Annotated in this window: 14 protein-coding genes and 1 pseudogene; 3 read left to right on the top strand and 12 right to left on the bottom strand. The window is 66.8% G+C overall.

Translation table 11 applies throughout. The features are described from left to right. Nucleotides 1-23: 23 nt before the first annotated feature. The 10 genes from WAX14_RS03795 to WAX14_RS03750 form a co-directional block, all read right to left on the bottom strand. Nucleotides 24-1,244 carry an MlaD family protein gene (locus WAX14_RS03795; protein ID WP_422626757.1) on the bottom strand — a complete coding sequence of 407 codons (1,221 nt, stop codon included), beginning with the start codon at nt 1,242-1,244 and terminating at the stop codon, nt 24-26. Then, nucleotides 1,241-2,320 (bottom strand): MCE family protein, encoded by a 1,080-nt coding sequence (locus WAX14_RS03790; RefSeq protein ID WP_422626756.1) that lies wholly within the window; start codon nt 2,318-2,320, stop codon nt 1,241-1,243. The genes WAX14_RS03795 and WAX14_RS03790 overlap by 4 nt, the downstream gene beginning before the upstream one ends. Continuing rightward, nucleotides 2,317-3,435, bottom strand: a complete 1,119-nt coding sequence (locus WAX14_RS03785; protein WP_422626755.1) for an MCE family protein — start codon at nt 3,433-3,435, stop codon at nt 2,317-2,319. The genes WAX14_RS03790 and WAX14_RS03785 overlap by 4 nt, the downstream gene beginning before the upstream one ends. After that, nucleotides 3,426-4,478, bottom strand: a complete 1,053-nt coding sequence (locus WAX14_RS03780) for an MCE family protein (protein ID WP_422626754.1) — start codon at nt 4,476-4,478, stop codon at nt 3,426-3,428. Before WAX14_RS03780 ends, WAX14_RS03785 begins: the two co-directional genes overlap by 10 nt. Continuing rightward, nucleotides 4,475-4,696, bottom strand: a complete 222-nt coding sequence (locus WAX14_RS03775) for a hypothetical protein (RefSeq protein WP_422626753.1) — start codon at nt 4,694-4,696, stop codon at nt 4,475-4,477. Before WAX14_RS03775 ends, WAX14_RS03780 begins: the two co-directional genes overlap by 4 nt. Then, the gene (locus WAX14_RS03770) at nt 4,693-5,676 is read right to left on the bottom strand and encodes an MCE family protein (protein WP_422626767.1); all 984 of its coding nucleotides are present in this window, start codon (nt 5,674-5,676) and stop codon (nt 4,693-4,695) included. Before WAX14_RS03770 ends, WAX14_RS03775 begins: the two co-directional genes overlap by 4 nt. Nucleotides 5,677-5,726: 50 nt before the next feature. Then, complete coding sequence (locus tag WAX14_RS03765; protein WP_422626752.1) at nt 5,727-7,049, bottom strand: MCE family protein; 1,323 nt, start codon at nt 7,047-7,049, stop codon at nt 5,727-5,729. 1 nt (nt 7,050) lies between these two features. After that, the gene (locus WAX14_RS03760; protein ID WP_422626751.1) at nt 7,051-7,905 is read right to left on the bottom strand and encodes an MlaE family ABC transporter permease; all 855 of its coding nucleotides are present in this window, start codon (nt 7,903-7,905) and stop codon (nt 7,051-7,053) included. Beyond that, entirely contained in the window at nt 7,902-8,714 is an 813-nt protein-coding gene (locus tag WAX14_RS03755) for an MlaE family ABC transporter permease (protein WP_422626750.1), read from the bottom strand. The genes WAX14_RS03760 and WAX14_RS03755 overlap by 4 nt, the downstream gene beginning before the upstream one ends. Before the next feature lie 274 nt (nt 8,715-8,988). Continuing rightward, on the bottom strand, nt 8,989-9,213 hold the full coding sequence (locus WAX14_RS03750; protein ID WP_422626766.1) for a hypothetical protein: 225 nt from the start codon (nt 9,211-9,213) through the stop codon (nt 8,989-8,991). 448 nt (nt 9,214-9,661) lie between these two features. On the opposite strand from WAX14_RS03750, the gene WAX14_RS03745 reads away from it, so the two are divergent. From WAX14_RS03745 to WAX14_RS03735, 3 genes and pseudogenes are all read left to right on the top strand, one after another. Then, nucleotides 9,662-10,921, top strand: a complete 1,260-nt coding sequence (locus WAX14_RS03745; protein WP_422626749.1) for a TetR/AcrR family transcriptional regulator — start codon at nt 9,662-9,664, stop codon at nt 10,919-10,921. Continuing rightward, the gene (locus WAX14_RS03740) at nt 10,918-11,577 is read left to right on the top strand and encodes an NAD(P)H-binding protein (protein WP_422626748.1); all 660 of its coding nucleotides are present in this window, start codon (nt 10,918-10,920) and stop codon (nt 11,575-11,577) included. The genes WAX14_RS03745 and WAX14_RS03740 overlap by 4 nt, the downstream gene beginning before the upstream one ends. Before the next feature lie 40 nt (nt 11,578-11,617). Next, nucleotides 11,618-12,259 (top strand): annotated as a pseudogene (locus WAX14_RS03735) (alpha/beta fold hydrolase); the annotation flags it as partial. A gap of 191 nt (nt 12,260-12,450) precedes the next feature. Here the strand turns inward: WAX14_RS03735 and WAX14_RS03730 are convergent. Further along, nucleotides 12,451-13,152: a DUF6875 domain-containing protein gene (locus WAX14_RS03730; RefSeq protein ID WP_422626747.1), complete on the bottom strand. Its 702-nt coding sequence runs from the start codon at nt 13,150-13,152 to the stop codon at nt 12,451-12,453. A gap of 114 nt (nt 13,153-13,266) precedes the next feature. After that, a partial coding sequence (locus WAX14_RS03725) for a non-ribosomal peptide synthetase (RefSeq protein WP_422626746.1) occupies nt 13,267-17,147 on the bottom strand: 3,881 nt, incomplete at its 5' end.

Genomic DNA, 17,147 nt, shown 5'->3' with positions numbered 1-17,147 from the left:
GGCACTGCCGGCTCTCGGTACTGTCAGTTCGTGCCACTCCCGATGCCCTGAAGCAGCATCCGCCAGAACGCCGCGAGTTCTGCGCCCGCCGGGATGAGGATCGGGTCGGCGACGACAGGCGGGCCGATGAGGGTGCCGGGCGTCGTCCTGTTCGTCACACCCAGATCGTTCGGCCGCGGCGCATTCTGCGCGCCGCGCTGGCCGTGGTCTTGTCCGGGCGGGCAGTAGTTCGTGAGGTCGACTGCCACCGGCGACTCGTCGCCGATCCGACGGCGAGGTGTGTCATAGGCACAGACCGGACCCTGCGTCGCGACGAGCGCGAAGTCCGCGCGGTCGCCGTGCACGATGGATTCGAGAGCGGCCAGGCCCCGCGGAATCGCAACCAGGCCGGTGTGCAGGGCAGCCGACCGATCCGAGATGATCGGCGTCACCTCGGCGAGGTTACCGAGAACAGCCGCGAACGATTCTTCGTTGGCGGCGAGCACACCGTCTGCGCGGCGCATGGCGTCCGGTGTTGTCGTCAACATGTCGCCGATCCGATTTTCGTTGGTGTACAACGTGTCAGCGATGGTACGAGCAGCGGCCATTCCGTCGACGAACTGCGTCGAATTGTCGGCCATGGTGGAGGTCAGACCGGCGGTACGACCGAGGAGTTCGGTCAGATCCGTCGCGTGGACTTCCATGCGTCCCGAGAGCGCATCTGCGTCGGTGACGAGCCGCGCCAGATCGGGTCCGAGCGCTTCGAAGGCGGCGCCGAGTTCGGTGCCGATGGTCGCGATGGTTCCGGGTTCGACGGTGCCCAGCAACGCGGATGTACTCGCGAGAGTCTCGGCGATCTGGACCGGCTGATCCTCGGCGGGCATCTCGATCGCGTCGCCGTCCGCGAGATACGGCCCGTGATCGACGCGGGGAAAGATGTCGACGTTGAGCATGCCGGCGAGCGTGCCCTGGGTGATCTTCGCGATCGAGTCGACCGGAATCTCGGTACCGCCTTCGAGTTCCAGTTCGAGACGGGCTCCGCCGCGTTGCGGTTCGACCGCCACTGCCGAAACGGTCCCGACCGGAACGCCGCGATAGGTGACCACGGTGCCCTCCGAGACACCGAGCGCGTCGTCGACGTAGGCGGACAGCCGCATCTCGTCACCGAGACCGCGCGGGCCGACGATGTAGTAGATGCCGTAGGGCACCACGATCAGTGCGGTCAACGCGAACAGCACGAGTTGCACGAGAACGATCTTCTTCATCGGGCGCCTCCCCCGAGCAGGCCCTGCAGCGACGTGGGTGACGGTTCGGGCGGAGCGCCGGTGAAGTAGCCACCGGTCAGGACCGTGTCGATGCTCTCGGGGATCTCGAGCGCACCGTCGAAGACGAGGTAGTCGCCACGCACGGATCTACCGAAAGCATCCATGAATGCGTTCATCGCGGTGAGGGTGCTGCCCATCCGGTCGTTGAACGCACGGAGGGTGGATGCGACCGTCTCGGCGTCCGCCAGGAACCCGGCCGGGCCCTGTGGCGCGGCGGCGGTCACCGCCTGCACGTTCCCGGCGAGACGGGTCGTCGAGTCGAGTAACGTCGAAATCGAATCACGTTGTGAGACAAGAACTTCCACCGCACGTGCAGTGTTGTCGAGATAGGCACCCATCGCCTGTTCCTCGTCCGCCATGCGGCGGGTGACATCGGCGGCCAGCGTCATCGCCTCGTCGAACGCGGTCTGCTGGTCTATCGCCCGGGACATTACCTCGGTCGCGGTGTCGGCGAGTGACTGCACCCGATCGGACCGTCCGGTGAACGCCACGTTCAGTTCGTCGACGACCGTCGCGAGCTGATCCATACCGCTACCGCTGACGACGTTGCCGAGCGCGGCGAGCATGGTTTCGACGCGAGGGCCCATATCGGAGTCGTCGACGGTGATCACGGCGCCGTCGGACAAGCGCTCGGGTGCGGCAGCCGCAGGCATGACGAGCCGCAGGTACGGACTGCCCAACGCAGATGGAATCTCCACGGACACCGAAACATTGCTCGGAACATCCAGACCGGGTTGCAGCGATATCTGCACGCGCGCACCGGTGGTCGCGGTGTTCAACGACGCGACCCGCCCCACGGTTTGCTGGCCGTAGCGAACGTCGGCGCCGAGGACGATCCCGTCGGCGCTCGGCACGTGCACGTCGACGTCGAATGCTCCGGCACCGGCAGACCGCCCGACCGGAAGATCCTGGATGCCGTAGCCGCACCCGGACACGAGGACCGTGCCGGTTGCCGCGACAGCAAGCACGACGACACGGACTCGGTGACGGGCGGAACGCGGTGGTGTCGTGGTCACGGGTTCCCCCCGGTGATGGCGGTGACGATACCCAGCGGATCGGATGCGCTGATCGGGAACGAGATGGGGTTGGTGAATCCGGCGCCGGTACACAGCGGCAGTGGGTACTGCGCGCACAGCGGGCCCGCGACCGGGAACTGGGTCAGGTTCGTCGAGACGTTCAGCCTGATCCGGCTACGGCCATCGGGGCCGACGGTGTTGTCCAGATTCTGCATCATGAGCGGTACGAGGTCGAGGAATTCCGCGAGGCCCGCCTGATTGCCGGCCAGGACGTAGCCGAGCCCCTCCAGGTTCGTCGAGATCGCACCGAAGCTGTCCTGATGCTGGGTGACGAAACTGTCGAGTTCGGTGAAGACCGTCTGCAAATCCTCGAGGGGCACAGTGATGTCGAGGTCGGCGTCCTGCCAGACCGTCGACAGCGTGGACATGTCGGCGACCATGCCGTCGAGAGATACCTGGCGTGCGTCCATCGCCTCGATGAGCGTCGACAGATTCTCGACGAGCACCGCGAAGTCCTCGGAGGTCGCGCCGACGACACCGGTGGCGGCACCGAGGTCGCGGATCGCATTGTTGAACGCGTCGCCCTGACCGCCCCACGTCTGCGCGCCGCTCGCGAGCAACGAACCGATGTCTCCGCCGTCCGGTCCCATTACGTCGACGAGCGTCGACAGGCTGCCGAGCATGCCGTCGATGTCGATCGGCGAATGGGTGCGCTCGATCGGGATGGTCGATTCGTCGGGCAATTGTGGCCCGCCGGTGTACGCCGGACCCAGTTCGATGTAGCGCTCGCTGATGATCGCGGGGCTCATCACGTACGCCGACACGCCGGCGGGCAGTGTCACGGACTCCGGGACGGTCATCGTCACCCGCACCGAAGTGCCTTGCGGTTCGATCACGGTGACGGTCCCGACCCCGACGCCGAGGACCGCGACCTTGCTGCCCACGTAGATGCCGTTGACGTACTCGAAATCGGCGTGCACGGTGGTGACCCGATCGGTGCGGCCGAAAATGTACCAGGCCGGCAGTGCAATCAGGAGAAGCGCGACCACGACGAGCGAGGCGACCTTCTTCCGGTTCGACGGCCGCGCCGCGGTGGACTGTTCATTCACCGGCATTCCTGCATCACTCCGATCGCACACAGAAGGTTGTCCGGCAGGACCGCGGCGGGTGTCGTGACGTCGGCCCAGGTGCCGTTTCCGGTGGCGTCGGTGACGGTGCGCAGCGCCGGAGGAAGTTGTGTCATGAGCGTGGCGATGTTGTCCGAGTTCTGCTGCAAGGTGGCGGTCACGGCGGTCAGGTCGGCCACCAACCGGTCGGCCTCCTCCCGGTTTTCGACGAACGTGGTCGACAGCGTCGAGACGACGACGCGGAGATTGCGTGCGAGCCCGGTCAGCGCTTCCTTGCGAACCGCCATCGTCTGCACGAGAGTGCGTGCATCCACAGCGGTTTCGACAAGCGCGTCCTGCTGGTCGACCGCCATCATCGACAACCGGCGCGACATCTCGAGTAGCCGGTCGAACTGCTCGCTGTGGCGGCCGAACGCGGTCGATGCCGCGCTGATGCCGGTGAGGGCGCGTTCGACCTGCCCACTGTCGGACGGCATCACCTGCGACAAGGTGGTCATCATCTGTTCCATCGCGTCGAGGTCGAGTTCCTGAGCGACCCGCTCCGCACCGGCACCGACGTCGTCGAGCGAGTACGGCACGGTGGTGCGTTCGAGGGGGATGGTGTCGGCGCCGTCCGCGATACCGCCGGGACGCACGTCGAGATAACGCTTGCCGAGGACGGTTTCGAGACGGACCGATGCGGTGGATGTGTTTCCGACGGTGCGGTCGCGGTCGAGGCGGAACTCGACGTCGACGTGGTCGCCCGCGAGCACGATGTTCTCGACCCGGCCGGCCGGGATACCGGCGACGTACACGGGGTCGCCGGTCGCCAGCCCGGCGGCGTTCGCGAATTCCGCTGTGTACGGTTCGGTTCGGGCCTGATACCAGATTGCGGGAATACTCATCGCGGCGCCGAGACCTACGACGAGGGCAACGATGCCGATCGTGCCGAGTACCAGCGGCATGTGCGCGGTGTTCTGCCTGCGGCCGAATCCGAACAGGAACTCGAGTGCACCGACGAATACGTCGATGAGTTTGACCAGGAACATCATGGTCGTGAACCCTCCCCCGGTGTGGACGCCGCGGTGTTCTCCAGGACGTTCACGAGATCGTCGATGTGGGCGATCCCGATCGCGACGAGTGCGAACCCGGCACCGAGGACGACGGCGACGATCATCCAGGCGACGCTCTGCGGTATCCGTCCGTTGCGGCCTCCGAGCGATCGGACACCGCGAACGATGAGATCGATGAGCCGTGTCGACAGGATCATCGGCACACCGACGAGTGGGTCGGGCCGAAGATGTTCACTTCCGCGTCCCCTGCTTTCAAGGTGAAGTTGCACAGATAGAGGCTCACGAAGCTGCCGTACTGCCCGGTGCGGTTGATCTGGTTCGCGAAGTTCGGGAGACCCGCCACCAGACGTTCGAACTCCGGGGTGTTCGCTGTCCAGGTGTCGGTGACGGACGTCATGCTCGTGAGCGAGCGCGTGAACGCACCGTCGGATTGCGCCATGATGTCCGCGAGCTCGCCGACCGTCGCACTGCCTGCATCGAGGAAATCGGCGATACGCGCACCGTCACCGACAACGGAATCACCCAGCACTGCAAGCCCGTTCACGAGCGAGGTGAGCTCGCCCCTGCGATTGTCGAGGGTGCCGAGCAGCCGAGTCGTGTTGTCGACGACCTCACCGAGGATATCGTCACGGTCACCGAGACTGCCGGTGAGCGTCGCGACTCGATCCAGAAACTGCGCGACGGCGTCGCCGCGGCCGTTGAACGTGTCGGTGATATTGCGGGCAAGAACATTGACTTCTTCCGGCGGCAACGCATCGAACAATGGTCGGAACCCGTTCATCAGGGCCGTCAGGTCGACCGGCGGGGTCGTCTGCGAGATCGGCACCACCGATCCGGGTGCGAGTATGTCGGTCGAACCGGGGGCGTCGACGTACGGTTCCGGGAGGGTGATCGCGACGTACCTGGCACCGAGCATGTCGCCGTATCGCACCGCCGCCTGAACATCACCGGTGAGCACCTGGTCGCCCTCGATTTCGACGGTCACCCGTGCGAGCGCGGCCCCGCCGTCCGTGTCGGCGACGTCGACCGAATCGACCCGCCCGACCCGCACCCCGGAGATCGTGACCGGATTTCCGACGTTGAGTCCTTCCACATCGGTGAATTCGAGCACGTACCGGTCGGTGGACCCACGGACCGGCACAGCCAGTGTATTGAAGACCAAAGTTCCGCAGACCACGCCGACGGCACAGTAGCCGATAAGCGAGAAGACTTGGGGTCGATCGAGTTTCACGGGATCTGCACCTCACTTCCGCGGACGAGTGGGCCGAGAATGAACGTGGACGCCGGGTTCGGCACGCCGAGCGAAGCGGGAGCGGTCGCGCCTGCCGCGCCGAGCGCGTCCTCGAGCAGTCGTAGTGGTTCGACCTCTTCCGGTCCACCGACGATCCGCGTCGGCGCACCGTAGGTGCCGTTGCCCGGGCTGTTGCATTCGCGGCCGGTGAGCGAACCGTAGGTCGGGCAGTCCACCGACGTGTACGGCAGTGGGTCGGCGAAGGACGGCACCGCGGTGATGTTGAAGCGGCCGGTCGAAAAGACTCTCGCGCCGGCGTTGCCGAACGATTCCGCGTTGGCGAGAGTGCTGTACAGTCCGCTCGGGTTCGCGGCGGTCGTGGCGAGGATCGTTCCGATCGAATCGGTGACGGTGATCATCGCGTCCCTGCGTTCACCGGTGAAGCCGTCGACCGAGGCCGCGAGCAGGGTCGCCGCGGAGAAGGTGTCGGCCAACCCGTCGCGGTGCTCGACAATCGCTCCGGAGACCTCGGCCGCGGATGCGACCATGCCGACGATATCCGGGGTGGCCGTCGACAGCGAGCGCATCACCTCGACGAACTGCGGCGTAGCATCCAGGAATTCGGCTGCAGCGGGTGCTATCTCGTCACTGATCGCGGCGAAGCGGTCGATCGTGCGGCCGATGGTCTCACCGTTGCCGTCGAGCGCGGCGCTCAGCGCACTGAGGGCGACGGATAGCTGATCCGGACGCATCTCGTCGAGTACGTCCGCCATCCTCGCGAATACGTCGTACATCGCGACGGCGTCCGGTCCCGAGTCGACGGTGATCGTGTCGACCTGCCCGAGCGTGCCGCCGGCGGGCATCACCGTGGCTTCGCCACCGGTAGGCACGGTGGTGGCTTCGCCACCGGTAGGCACGGTGGTGGCGTCGCCACCGGTAGGCACGGTGGTCGGGGCGAGAGGCGGGTCGACGAGTTCGACGAAGATGTCGCCGAAGAACGTGCGGGGCACGACACGGGCGAGCACCGTCGACGGGACGAGTTCCGCTGCGGCGGAGTCGATCGCCAAGCGAACCCGGGATTCGACTGTGCCTGCGTCGACAGAGGCGATCCGTCCGACCTCGACCCCGTGATACCGCACGGGTGCGCCGCCGGTGACGAGACCGACCGCCGCGGGCACCTCGACGAAGACATCGTTCGTGCTGTCGAAGGTTCCCGTGCCGCGCAGCACCATCCCGGCGGCGACGCCCAGTGCGACGCAGACGCTCAGTGCACCACAGGCAATGTACTTCGTTCGCTCGCGTGGTGTCGGTCGATCCACGTCACACCCCCATTCCGGGAACTTCGGGAACCAGGCCCCACAGCGCGAAGGTGAGCAGCACGTCGAGGACACCGATGGACAGAATGGCGGTGCGCAGGGCTCGACCTGCCGCGGCGCCCACGCCCGCGGGACCACCCGACGCGTAGTATCCGTACGCGCAGTGCACGAGGCTGACCACGATCGCGAAGACCATCGCCTTGATTCCGGAGTACAGCAGGTCCTGAGGCGTGAGGACCAAATGGAAGAAGTAGTCGTACGTGCCCGCCGATGCGCCGTTGAAAACCACGACGACCAGCCGCGTGGACAGGTAACTGGCGAGCAGTCCGATCATGTAGATCGGAATGACGCAGACCATCGCGGCGAGCACGCGCGTCGCCGCGAGGAACGGGATGGATCGGATGGCCATCGAGTCGAGCGCATCGATCTCGTCGGAGATCCGCATGGCACCGATTTGTGCGGTGAAGCCGACGCCGACCTTCGCCGACAACGCGATCGCGACCACTACCGGCGCGAGCTCGCGGGTGTTCGCAACAGCCGACAGCATGCCCGACATCGTGGTCATACCGACGAGTTCGAGACCGCGTTGGGTCTCGACGCCGAGCATCATGGCCGCCGCGAGCGACATCGCGAATACGATGCCGATCGTGCCGCCACCCGACAGCAGGGACTGGGTGCCGAAGCTGACCTCACTGATCTGCGCTATCACGTGTTTGCGGAATTTGCTGAGCGCATAGGGGATAGATGCGAGCGTACGGAAGTAGAACGACACGTGCATGCCGAGTGTCGCGAGATTGTCGCCGGTGTGGCGGGCCGCGCGGGTCGCGGTACGAACCGGCGCTCGGGTGGCCAGGGTCATCGGAATTCACCCACCGCGGGGACGATGACCGTGTAGAGCGCCGAGAGTGCGGTGTTGACGATGAACACCAGCGCGAATGCGATGACGACCGCTTCGTTGACGGCGTCGGCGACGCCCCGCGGACCGCCCTTGGTGTGCAATCCTTTGAACGTCGCGACGAGTGCGGACAGCAAGCCGAACACAACCGACTTGATCAGTGCCATAACGAAGTCCGCTGGTCGTCCGTATTCCGCGAAGGTCGCCATGAAGGTTCCGGCAGGCAGATGCTGCACGTAGATGTGGTAGAGCCAGCACGCGCCGACCCCTCCGAGGGTGACCATCGAGCACAACGCGAGCGAGACGATGACGACGCCGACGAGGCGAGGCGCGACGAGCCGTTCGAGCACGTCGAGGCCCATCACTTCCATCGCGTCGATCTCCTCGCGGATCTTGCGTGAACCGAGGTCGGTGCAGATCGCCGAGCCCGCAACACCCGCGAGCATGAGCGCGCATACGAGGGCGGAGGCCTGGCCGACGATGATGAAGGCGACAACGGCACCGGAGTAGCCGCCTGCACCGATCCGGCCGGCGAGCTCGCCGACCGACACCGCGATGAACACACCGACCGGGATCATCAGCAACAGCGACGGACCGGTGCACACGCGCCCGATGAACAGTGTCTGAGTCACCGTCTCGTACAGCGACAGCCGGCGGCGCAGCACCGCAACGAGGGTGACGACCAGCGCCTGAACCGCGAATCCGATGAGGAAGCCACCCTCGGTCGCGACATCGCGGACCGGCCCGCGAGGAGCCGGCAATTCGTAGGTCATCTACTGCATCCCTTCGGGTTTCGCACAGAGGTGGCTCCGACGATCGGATACGGAGGCAGACGCGGATTCCGAGTGAAGTGTGACACACCCGATATCGCAGAGCAAGACATAAGTGAACCGGGATTCTCTCCGGAAGGCGCGGCTGCCATCGGGCCTGAAATTCGCCGGATCATACACGATCCATGCAAACACATTCTGCGGCACACCTTTTCACAGAACACCTCCGAACCCAGGCCGAATTCAGCTCAGTCGAGAGAGAACTTCGATACCTCCGCTAGGTCATGCAGACATCGGAGAACGTGAGGACCGGCCAGCAGACAACGGAGCCGAGGAACGAGATCACCAGATCGACACCGTCCATATCGGCAAGATGCGAAGTGTGGGTGAGCGTCCAGACCACACCGATCGCACCGTAGGGAATGGCAACGAGGACGACGAGACCGACGAACTCGGCGACGGACATCTCGTAGGACAGAACTCTGCGTGCGGTAGCGAGCATCGGACGGCCTCCTGGGCGACGGACGGACAGCAGGTCGCGCGCGTCGCACAGCTCGGACCGTGCGATGCCGAGCGCGACGAACGGGGTGGGCCGCGACGAGCACGGCGGCGCGCACCATGCCTCCGGCCAGCGAACCCGGCCCCGCGACAGCCACCCCCGCAGCGCATCTACGACCACCCCTCGGATGTGCGCCCGGGGACGATTCTGCATCCGCCGAGCGTGGGTGGACGCTATCACCGACGCACCACGGGACGACCAGTTTTGTGAACAATCATTCTGGAGTTGTCACCTGTTCGACAATCGTCCAACATCCGAGGAAATCCCCGCTTGCAGCTGTGCAGTAAAGGCGAAAACCTACTGAAGGCCCGTCTGCGTCGGGTATATGTTGACACCGATTCGCGCCATCGGACGATACGGGCCAACACCGAGCGAATGGAGGTAGATGCGCGTGGTCGGCACAGCGTCGCACACCCCAGCGCCCCCGACTGCGGCGTCCACCATCCCCGTCGAACGACGGTCACGACCGAAGGACCGTCGCGACCGCATCGCCACCGCCGCCGCAATCGCCTTCAGCGAGCGCGGCTATCACGGGGTGAGCGTCGAGGACATCGCCGCCGAAGTCGGAATCACCAAGTCCGCGCTCTACCGTCATTTCCCCGGAAAGTACGCGCTCTTCCTCAACTCGGCACTGATCCTGCTCGACGCACTCGAAGCCGCACTCGAACAATCGTCGAACGCCGGCACCGAAAGTTCATGCGACCAACTCCGAGCGCACCTGTCCTCGATCATCGGCACGACCATCACGCACCGCCGCACCGCAGGCATCTACCGATGGGAACGCCGGTACCTGCGCGCGGAGGACCGAGCACCCATCCGCGCACGGTCGTGGGAGGTCAACCATGTCATCCGAGACTGCGTCGTGCGCATCCGCCCCGACCTACCCGACCAGGACGCCTTCGTCACCGTCGCCGCGATGCTCAGCGTGATCGGCAGCATCACCGCCCACAACCTCACGCTGTCGCCGCGACGCACCGAGCAACTCCTGCTCGACGCGTGCACCGCCATCGCGGAATTCGATGCCCCGGCCGGCGAAGCCGCGTCGGCCCCCGAGCACATACGGGAATCGGAACTTGCGGTCGGTAACATGCGCGAAGATCTGCTGCGTGCCTCGATCCGACTGTTCCACCACCGGGGATACGCGGAGATCGGTGTCGAGGAGATCGCCGCGGCGGTCGGCCTCCCCGCCTCCGGGGTGTACCGCTACTACCCGTCGAAAGCGGACATTCTCGCGGCCGCGTTCTACCGGGCCGTCGACGGACTCGAATCCGCCACCGCCGAACGGTTTCGCTCCACATCCGGCCCGGTCGACGCGGTGCGCGCACTGACGTCGGTGTATGTGGACCTGTCGTTCTCCCAACGCGAACTGATGTCGGTGTACTTCGCGGAACTGATCAACCTCGCGCCGGGGCCACGCGCGGATCTGCGACTGCGGCAGCGATCGAACATCGAGCAATGGTCGGCACTCGTTCGCGAGGTACGCCCGGAACTGCCCGTCGTGGATTCGCGCATTCTCGTGTACGGGGCCCTGAACCTGGTGTCCGACCTCGGCGTATTCCTCGGTCCCGCCGCCCAGCGGGAAGCACCGCGCATTCAGAATCTGATGATGACCACCCTGCTCGGATCGAACGTCCCGGAAGGACAGACATGACACGCATCGCTCTCATAGGCGGTCACGGGAAGATCGCACTACAACTCGAACGGTTGCTGGCCGATTCCGGCCAGGAAACCAGCGCGTTCATCCGGAACCCGGACCACGCCGACGACGTGCGCGCCGCCGGTGCCATTCCGGTGATCGCCGACGTGGAACACCTCGACGTCGGCGCGTTCGCCGAACTGTTGAGCGGCCACGACGTGGTGGTGTGGTCGGCGGGCGCGGGCGGCGGCAACCCGGACCGCACCTATGCGGTGGACCGCGATGCCGCGATCACGTCGATGGACGCCGCACGGCGGGCGGGAGTGCGCCGGTATGTGATGGTGTCCTATTTCGGGGCCGGGCCCGGCCACGGTGTACCCGCCGACAACGGCTTCTTCGCGTATGCGCAGGCGAAGGCAGCCGCCGACGCCCACCTGCGCGCCACCGATCTGGATTGGACGATCCTGGGGCCGGGACCACTGACGAACGATCCGGCGACCGGATCGATCGACGTAGGCGCGGCCGCTGCCGGGGGCTCGGTGAGCCGGGCCGACGTCGCCGCGGTCCTCGCCGCGGTTCTCGACAATCCGGCGAGCGTGCACCGCACCATCGAATTCAACAACGGACGCACCCCGATCGCGGAGGCCGTGTCGGATCTGGGGAATCCCTGAAGTCGCGGTCGAGGCAGCGGCGTCACGGTAGATTCCACGGATGGCCGAGGCATCGGTATCGGACGGTCTGTGGGCGCCCGGCATGGCCTATCTGCGTCTGGGTTCCGGCACACCATTGGTCAGCATCCCGGGCCTGACACCGCATCACCGTCCACTGACCGGAGAATCGCGCAAGAGCCACATCGCGTCGATGGCACGGTATTCACGGAATCATGAGGTGTGGTCGGTCAACCGGCCGATGGGGTTGGCGCCCGGCACCACGATCGGCGACCTGGCCCGCACCTACAGCACCGCGATCCGGGCACACTTCGACGCGCCCGTCGACCTGATGGGCACTTCGACCGGGGGCAGCATCGCGCTGCAACTCGCCGCCGACCACCCGAACGTCGTCCGTCGACTGGTCGTCGTTGCCTCCGCGTGCCGGCTCGGAGCGGGCCGGCACGTGCAACGTGAGGCCGCGACCGCGGTGCGTGCAGGTCGTCCCCGCCGCGCATTCGCCGAACTGGCAGCGACCTCGGCTGCCCACCGATGGTCCCGAAACCTGTTGTGGATGGCCGGGTGGCTGCTCGAACCCGCCGCCGGGCGGCACGGATATACCGACATGCTGACCGTCATCGACGCCGAAGACCACTTCGACCTGTCGGACCGACTCGCCGATATCACCTGCCCGGTGCTGGTCGCCGGCGGCGACCACGACGGGTTCTACAGCCCCGACCTGTTCGAGCGCACCGCCCGGCGTTCCCGACGGACACCTGCGGCTGTATCCCGGGATGGGACATCTGGGCGTGGTGACCAGCACGCAACTGACCCGCGACGTACTGGTCTTCCTCGATCACTGAGCACACTGCTGTCGTTTCGGCGATCAGGCCGCAATCATGTTCCCATGGGAGAAGATTCAAACTTTCCCGCGATCTCGGTTCGCACCGACGACGGGATCGAACCGGCGAACTTCTTGAGGTACGCAAGGACCCAGTCACGGTGGTCGGCGAGGAACGGGAAGTCCGAGCCCACCATGTGCCGGACCGCGAGCATGGGCAGCGGTGCATCCAGTGCGCGAAACTCGTTGTTGCGCAGCCCAGACACGGTGCAACCGGGATAGAACTGACCGAGCATCAGGCCCTGGAGGACGAAGTCGGACTTGCGTTCGTTCTGCACCCGCTCGATCGCGTCGAAGGCCGTGAGGTCGGGAAAGACCACGACAACGGCCTTGAGAGCAGCATCGGCGCCGGAATCGGGCGGCAATTCGGGGAACAACTCGGCCAGGTCGTCGGCGACGGCCCGCATCCGGTCGTCGCCGATGTCGGTGCCCGGGACGAACGCCGCCCAGAACAATCGCCGGGTGATCGACGGGCCGGCGAACGGGCACACCGGGCCGGTCCGGCCGAGGTCCTCGTGCGGCCGGCACAGGAAGTCGACCGCCCATCGCCGGAGTTCACCGGCACACGGATGCCGATCGGTGCCGAAACCGTCGAACAGGCTGCCGAGTTCGATGCCCGACCGGGGGCCGCGCACGCGGAAGTCCGGATGCGCGCCGGGCGCCGTGTCGGATCCGAGCTGACGGGTGGTGATCGACATGTTTTCTCCCAGAGTCTGTGCGGCCGAACCTGTGTGGTCGAGACCAGCGGATGTCGTGAGACCAGAATGCTGCGGATGCGCAGGCCGGGCCAGGCACCCCAGGGGTGCGTCCGCTCACCCCCGCGACACCGCGGTGTCCCTATCCCGCAGATACCGCGCGAGGACAGGGCCGATGGCGTCGACGGCGTGCGGGCCGGTCAACTGCTGGTGGGTTGCCGACACCGGATGTTCGTCGATCCACCCGCCGACGAACGGTGCCCAGGCCGCCGCGGCGGTCGGGTCGCCGGCAGACTCTGCGGCGGCGAAGTACAGTATGTCGGCGTCGAGAGCAGATTCCGGTCGGTGTGCGAGCGCACGTTCCACCGTTTCCGCGAAAACGCGATGTAGTGCCTCGACGCGTTCAGGAGTCACCGTGTCGAACAAGCCACCGGTACGGCGCAGAATGTCCGCGGCGTGCTCCGCGGTGAGCGTGTCGTCGGTGGGCAGGTCCCCGAACTCGGCGAGCAGCTCCCCGAGGGTCGGTGGCTCGATGCGGATATCGTTGTCGCCCAGCAGATGCGAATCGAGCATGGTGAGGGATGCGACCGATTCGGCGCCCAGTCGCACCGCCATCTCGTGGGCGATCTGGCCGCCCACCGAATACCCGACCAAGTGGTACGGGCCGCGCGGGTGTACCGACCGGATCTGCTCGATGTACCGGTCGGCAAGGTCGGTGAGCGAACCGAACCGCGTGTGGGGGTCGGTGAGCGACGGGGATTGCAGCCCGTACACCGGTCGATCGCCCAGATACGGCACCAGACCGGTGAAGCACCAGGCGAGGCCGATCGCCGGGTGGACACAGAACACCGGGGTACCGGTTCCGTTCGGGCGCAGTGGAAGCAGCGGCGCGAGAGCATCGTCGACGTCGGTTGCCGGTGTGGTGGCGATCCTGCGGGCCAGGGCTTCCGGTGTCGGGTCGGTGAAGATCCACTGCACCGGTATCCGCCGCTCGACCCGGTCCGAGATCGTCTCGATCACGGCAGTCGCGCTGAGTGACGTGCCGCCGAGGGCGAAGTAGTTGTCGTCCGATCCGACCCGGTCGAGCCGGAGGTCACCGGCGAATGCGTCGGCGACGATCGCCTCGGCGGGGTCGCGCGGTGCCCGGTAGACGACCCGGGTGGCCTCGGGATGCGGCAGGGACGCGCGGTCGAGTTTGCCGTTGGCGGTGACCGGGATTCGGTCGAGGACGGTGACGGTCGCGGGGACCATGTGCGGGGCGAGCCTGGTGCGGGCATGGCCGAGCACGGCGTCGGTGTCGATGACGACGCCCGGCGTTGCGACAACGTAGCCGGCGAGCCGATCGCCGTGGGGATGTGCGACGGCGTGCGCGATCCCGGGGTAGCCGAGCAAGGCGGATTCGATCTCGCCGAGTTCGATGCGGAATCCGCGTACCTTCACCTGCTGATCGGAGCGGCCGGCGTAGTCGAGTTCGAGTGTTCCGTCCGCGCGGCGACGCCAACGCGCCAGGTCGCCGGTGCGGTACATCCGGTTCCCGCCCGGGGCTGCGACGAACCGCGCCGCGGACAAGCCCGGGCGATTTCGGTATCCACGGGCCAGGGCCGGACCGGACAGATACAGCTCCCCCACCACACCGACCGGCACCGGGCGCATCCGTTCGTCGAGCACACGTTCGTCGAATCCGCGAATCGGACCGCCGATCGTGACGGGTTCGCCGACCGCGAGCGGCCGACCCGCGTTCGACTGGATCGTCGCCTCCGCCGGACCGTACGTGTTCACCATCGTCCGACCCGGCGCCCATCGCGCGACCAACTCCGGAGGGCAGTTCTCACCACCGACGATCACGGTGCCCAGCTCGTCGAGCCCGGCCGGATCCACCGTCCCCAACGCCGCCGGCGTCAGCGCGGCGTGGGTGACCCGTTCGCGGGCCAGCAGGTCGGCGAGGTCGCGGCCACCGAACACTCCGGGAGGGGAAATCACCAGCCGGCCACCGGCTCCGAAGGCCCACAGCATCTCCAGGACGGCCGCGTCGAAACTCGGCGAGGCGGCGTGCAGTACCCGCGCGTGCGGTCCGAGCCCGAATCGGGTGCTCTGCTCGGCCACCAGATTCGCGAGTCCCGCGTGGGTGACCTCCACCCCCTTCGGCACCCCCGTCGACCCGGACGTGTAGATCACGTACGCCGGGTGCTCGGCCCGCAGCGGGCGCACCCGATCCGTGGCGGTCACCCGATCGATCGATGCCTGTTCACACGGTTCGTCCACGTTCAGCCACGGGACCGTCCCCGGCAATGCATCGCGCACACCGGAGGTCGTCATTCCGATCGTCACAGTCGAATCGGCGATCATATGGTTGATGCGTGCCGCCGGATAATTCGGATCGACGGGAAGGAAGGCGGCCCCGGCCTTCGCGACCGCCCACACCGCGAGCACGGATTCGGCCGACCGTGGCATCGCGATCGCCACCGTCGACTCTGGACCGACACCGGCGCGGACCAGTATCCGCGCCAGCCGGTTCGACTGCCGGTCGAGCTCGCGGTAGGTCAGCCGCTGCGCCCCCGCGACCACCGCGACCGCGTCGGGATCGGCCGCAACCGCGGCGGCGAACAACTCGGGCAGGGTCGCGGCGGGGGCCGGTGCTCCCCCCGACACCGGGACCAGTTCAGCGCGTTCGAGGGCGTCGAGAAGGTCGATGTCGCCGACGGGCCGCGTCGGCTCGGCGACCACCGCGTCGAGCAGTCGGACGAACCGGCACGCGAATCCGTCGACGGTTGATTTGTCGAAAATATCTGTAGTGAAACCGAATTCGGCATTCAGACCGGACAGGGCACCGGAGCCGTCCCTCGTCTCGTCGACGCTCAGGTACAGGTCGCATTTGGCGACCGCGAGGTCGACGTCGACGGTGTCGACGGCGAGGCCCGGCAGATCGAGTCGAGTCTCGGCGAGGTTGCGGAATTCGAGGAGCACCTGGAACAGGGGTGCGTGCGCGGCGGATCGCAACGGATCGAGTGCGCGGACCACGTGGTCGAACGGGACATCGGCGTGATCGAACGCGGCGAGATCGTCGGCGCGCACCTGCGCCACCAGGTCCCCGAATGTGGATTGCGGGGTGATGCGGGCACGGAGCGCCACCGTGTTGACGAACATGCCGACCATGTCGTCGAGTGCGGCGTCACCACGTCCGGCTACCGGTGTTCCGATCGCGAGGTCTGCTGTGCCCGAGAGTTTCCCGAGAAGCACCGCCAATACGGCGTGCACGACCATGAACATGGTGGCCTCGTGTGCCCGCGCCAGCTCGGACAGTGCGCGGTGCAGGGGCGCGCCGATCGCGAAGGGTACCGTGGCGCCGTGCGCGCTGCGCGGCACCGTCCGGTCCCGATCGGTCGGCAGGGCGAGCAGGCCCGGCAGCCCGTCGAGGTTGCGCCGCCAGAAGTCGATCTGGGCGTTCGCGAGCGAGTCCGGATCACTGTCGTCGCCGAGCACCGTGCGCTGCCACAGAGCGTAGTCGGCATAGTGCGCGGACAGCGGCGCCCACCGCGGCACGAGTCCCTGTGCTCGGGTGGTGTACGCGAGCATCACGTCCCGCGCGAGGGCCGACGTCGAGAACCCGTCGGCCGCGATGTGGTGCAGCACGATCGCGACGACATGCTCGTCCGGGGCCGTCCGGAACAGGGCGGTGCGCATCGGGACATCGACGCGCACGTCGAACCCGGCGCCTGCGACGCCGCGCACCCGTTCCCGCATCTCGGTGTCACCCGTGACGGATATCGGCGCGAGGTCGATGTCGACAGCGCCGACGGGAAGCACCACCTGCTGCGGGCCCTGCGGCGACGACGGATGGACGGTGCGCAGCGACTCGTGCCGGTCCAGCACGTCGGCCAGGGCGGCGCGTAATGCGTCGACGTCCAGGTCGCCGGTCAGGCGCAGCGCGATCGGGATGTTGTAGGCCGGGGAGGTCGGATCGAGCTGGTTGATCACCCACATGCGTTGCTGGGCGAGCG

Source organism: Rhodococcus sp. (in: high G+C Gram-positive bacteria) (genome assembly GCF_049299235.1).
In the GTDB taxonomy this organism is placed as follows: domain Bacteria; phylum Actinomycetota; class Actinomycetes; order Mycobacteriales; family Mycobacteriaceae; genus Rhodococcus.
Note: the sequence above shows the minus strand (reverse complement) of the source record. Positions and strands in the feature narration are given on the sequence as shown.

Excerpts from the sequence above, each read along its gene's own strand:
- WAX14_RS03795 (WP_422626757.1), bottom strand. The coding sequence starts at position 1,244 with ATGAAGAAGATCGTTCTCGTGCAACTCGTGCTGTTCGCGTTGACCGCA.
- WAX14_RS03750 (WP_422626766.1), bottom strand. The coding sequence starts at position 9,213 with ATGCTCGCTACCGCACGCAGAGTTCTGTCCTACGAGATGTCCGTCGCC.
- WAX14_RS03785 (WP_422626755.1), bottom strand. The coding sequence starts at position 3,435 with ATGCCGGTGAATGAACAGTCCACCGCGGCGCGGCCGTCGAACCGGAAG.
- WAX14_RS03775 (WP_422626753.1), bottom strand. The coding sequence starts at position 4,696 with ATGATCCTGTCGACACGGCTCATCGATCTCATCGTTCGCGGTGTCCGA.
- WAX14_RS03755 (WP_422626750.1), bottom strand. The coding sequence starts at position 8,714 with ATGACCTACGAATTGCCGGCTCCTCGCGGGCCGGTCCGCGATGTCGCG.
- WAX14_RS03740 (WP_422626748.1), top strand. The coding sequence starts at position 10,918 with ATGACACGCATCGCTCTCATAGGCGGTCACGGGAAGATCGCACTACAA.
- WAX14_RS03780 (WP_422626754.1), bottom strand. The coding sequence starts at position 4,478 with ATGATGTTCCTGGTCAAACTCATCGACGTATTCGTCGGTGCACTCGAG.
- WAX14_RS03760 (WP_422626751.1), bottom strand. The coding sequence starts at position 7,905 with ATGACCCTGGCCACCCGAGCGCCGGTTCGTACCGCGACCCGCGCGGCC.
- WAX14_RS03730 (WP_422626747.1), bottom strand. The coding sequence starts at position 13,152 with ATGTCGATCACCACCCGTCAGCTCGGATCCGACACGGCGCCCGGCGCG.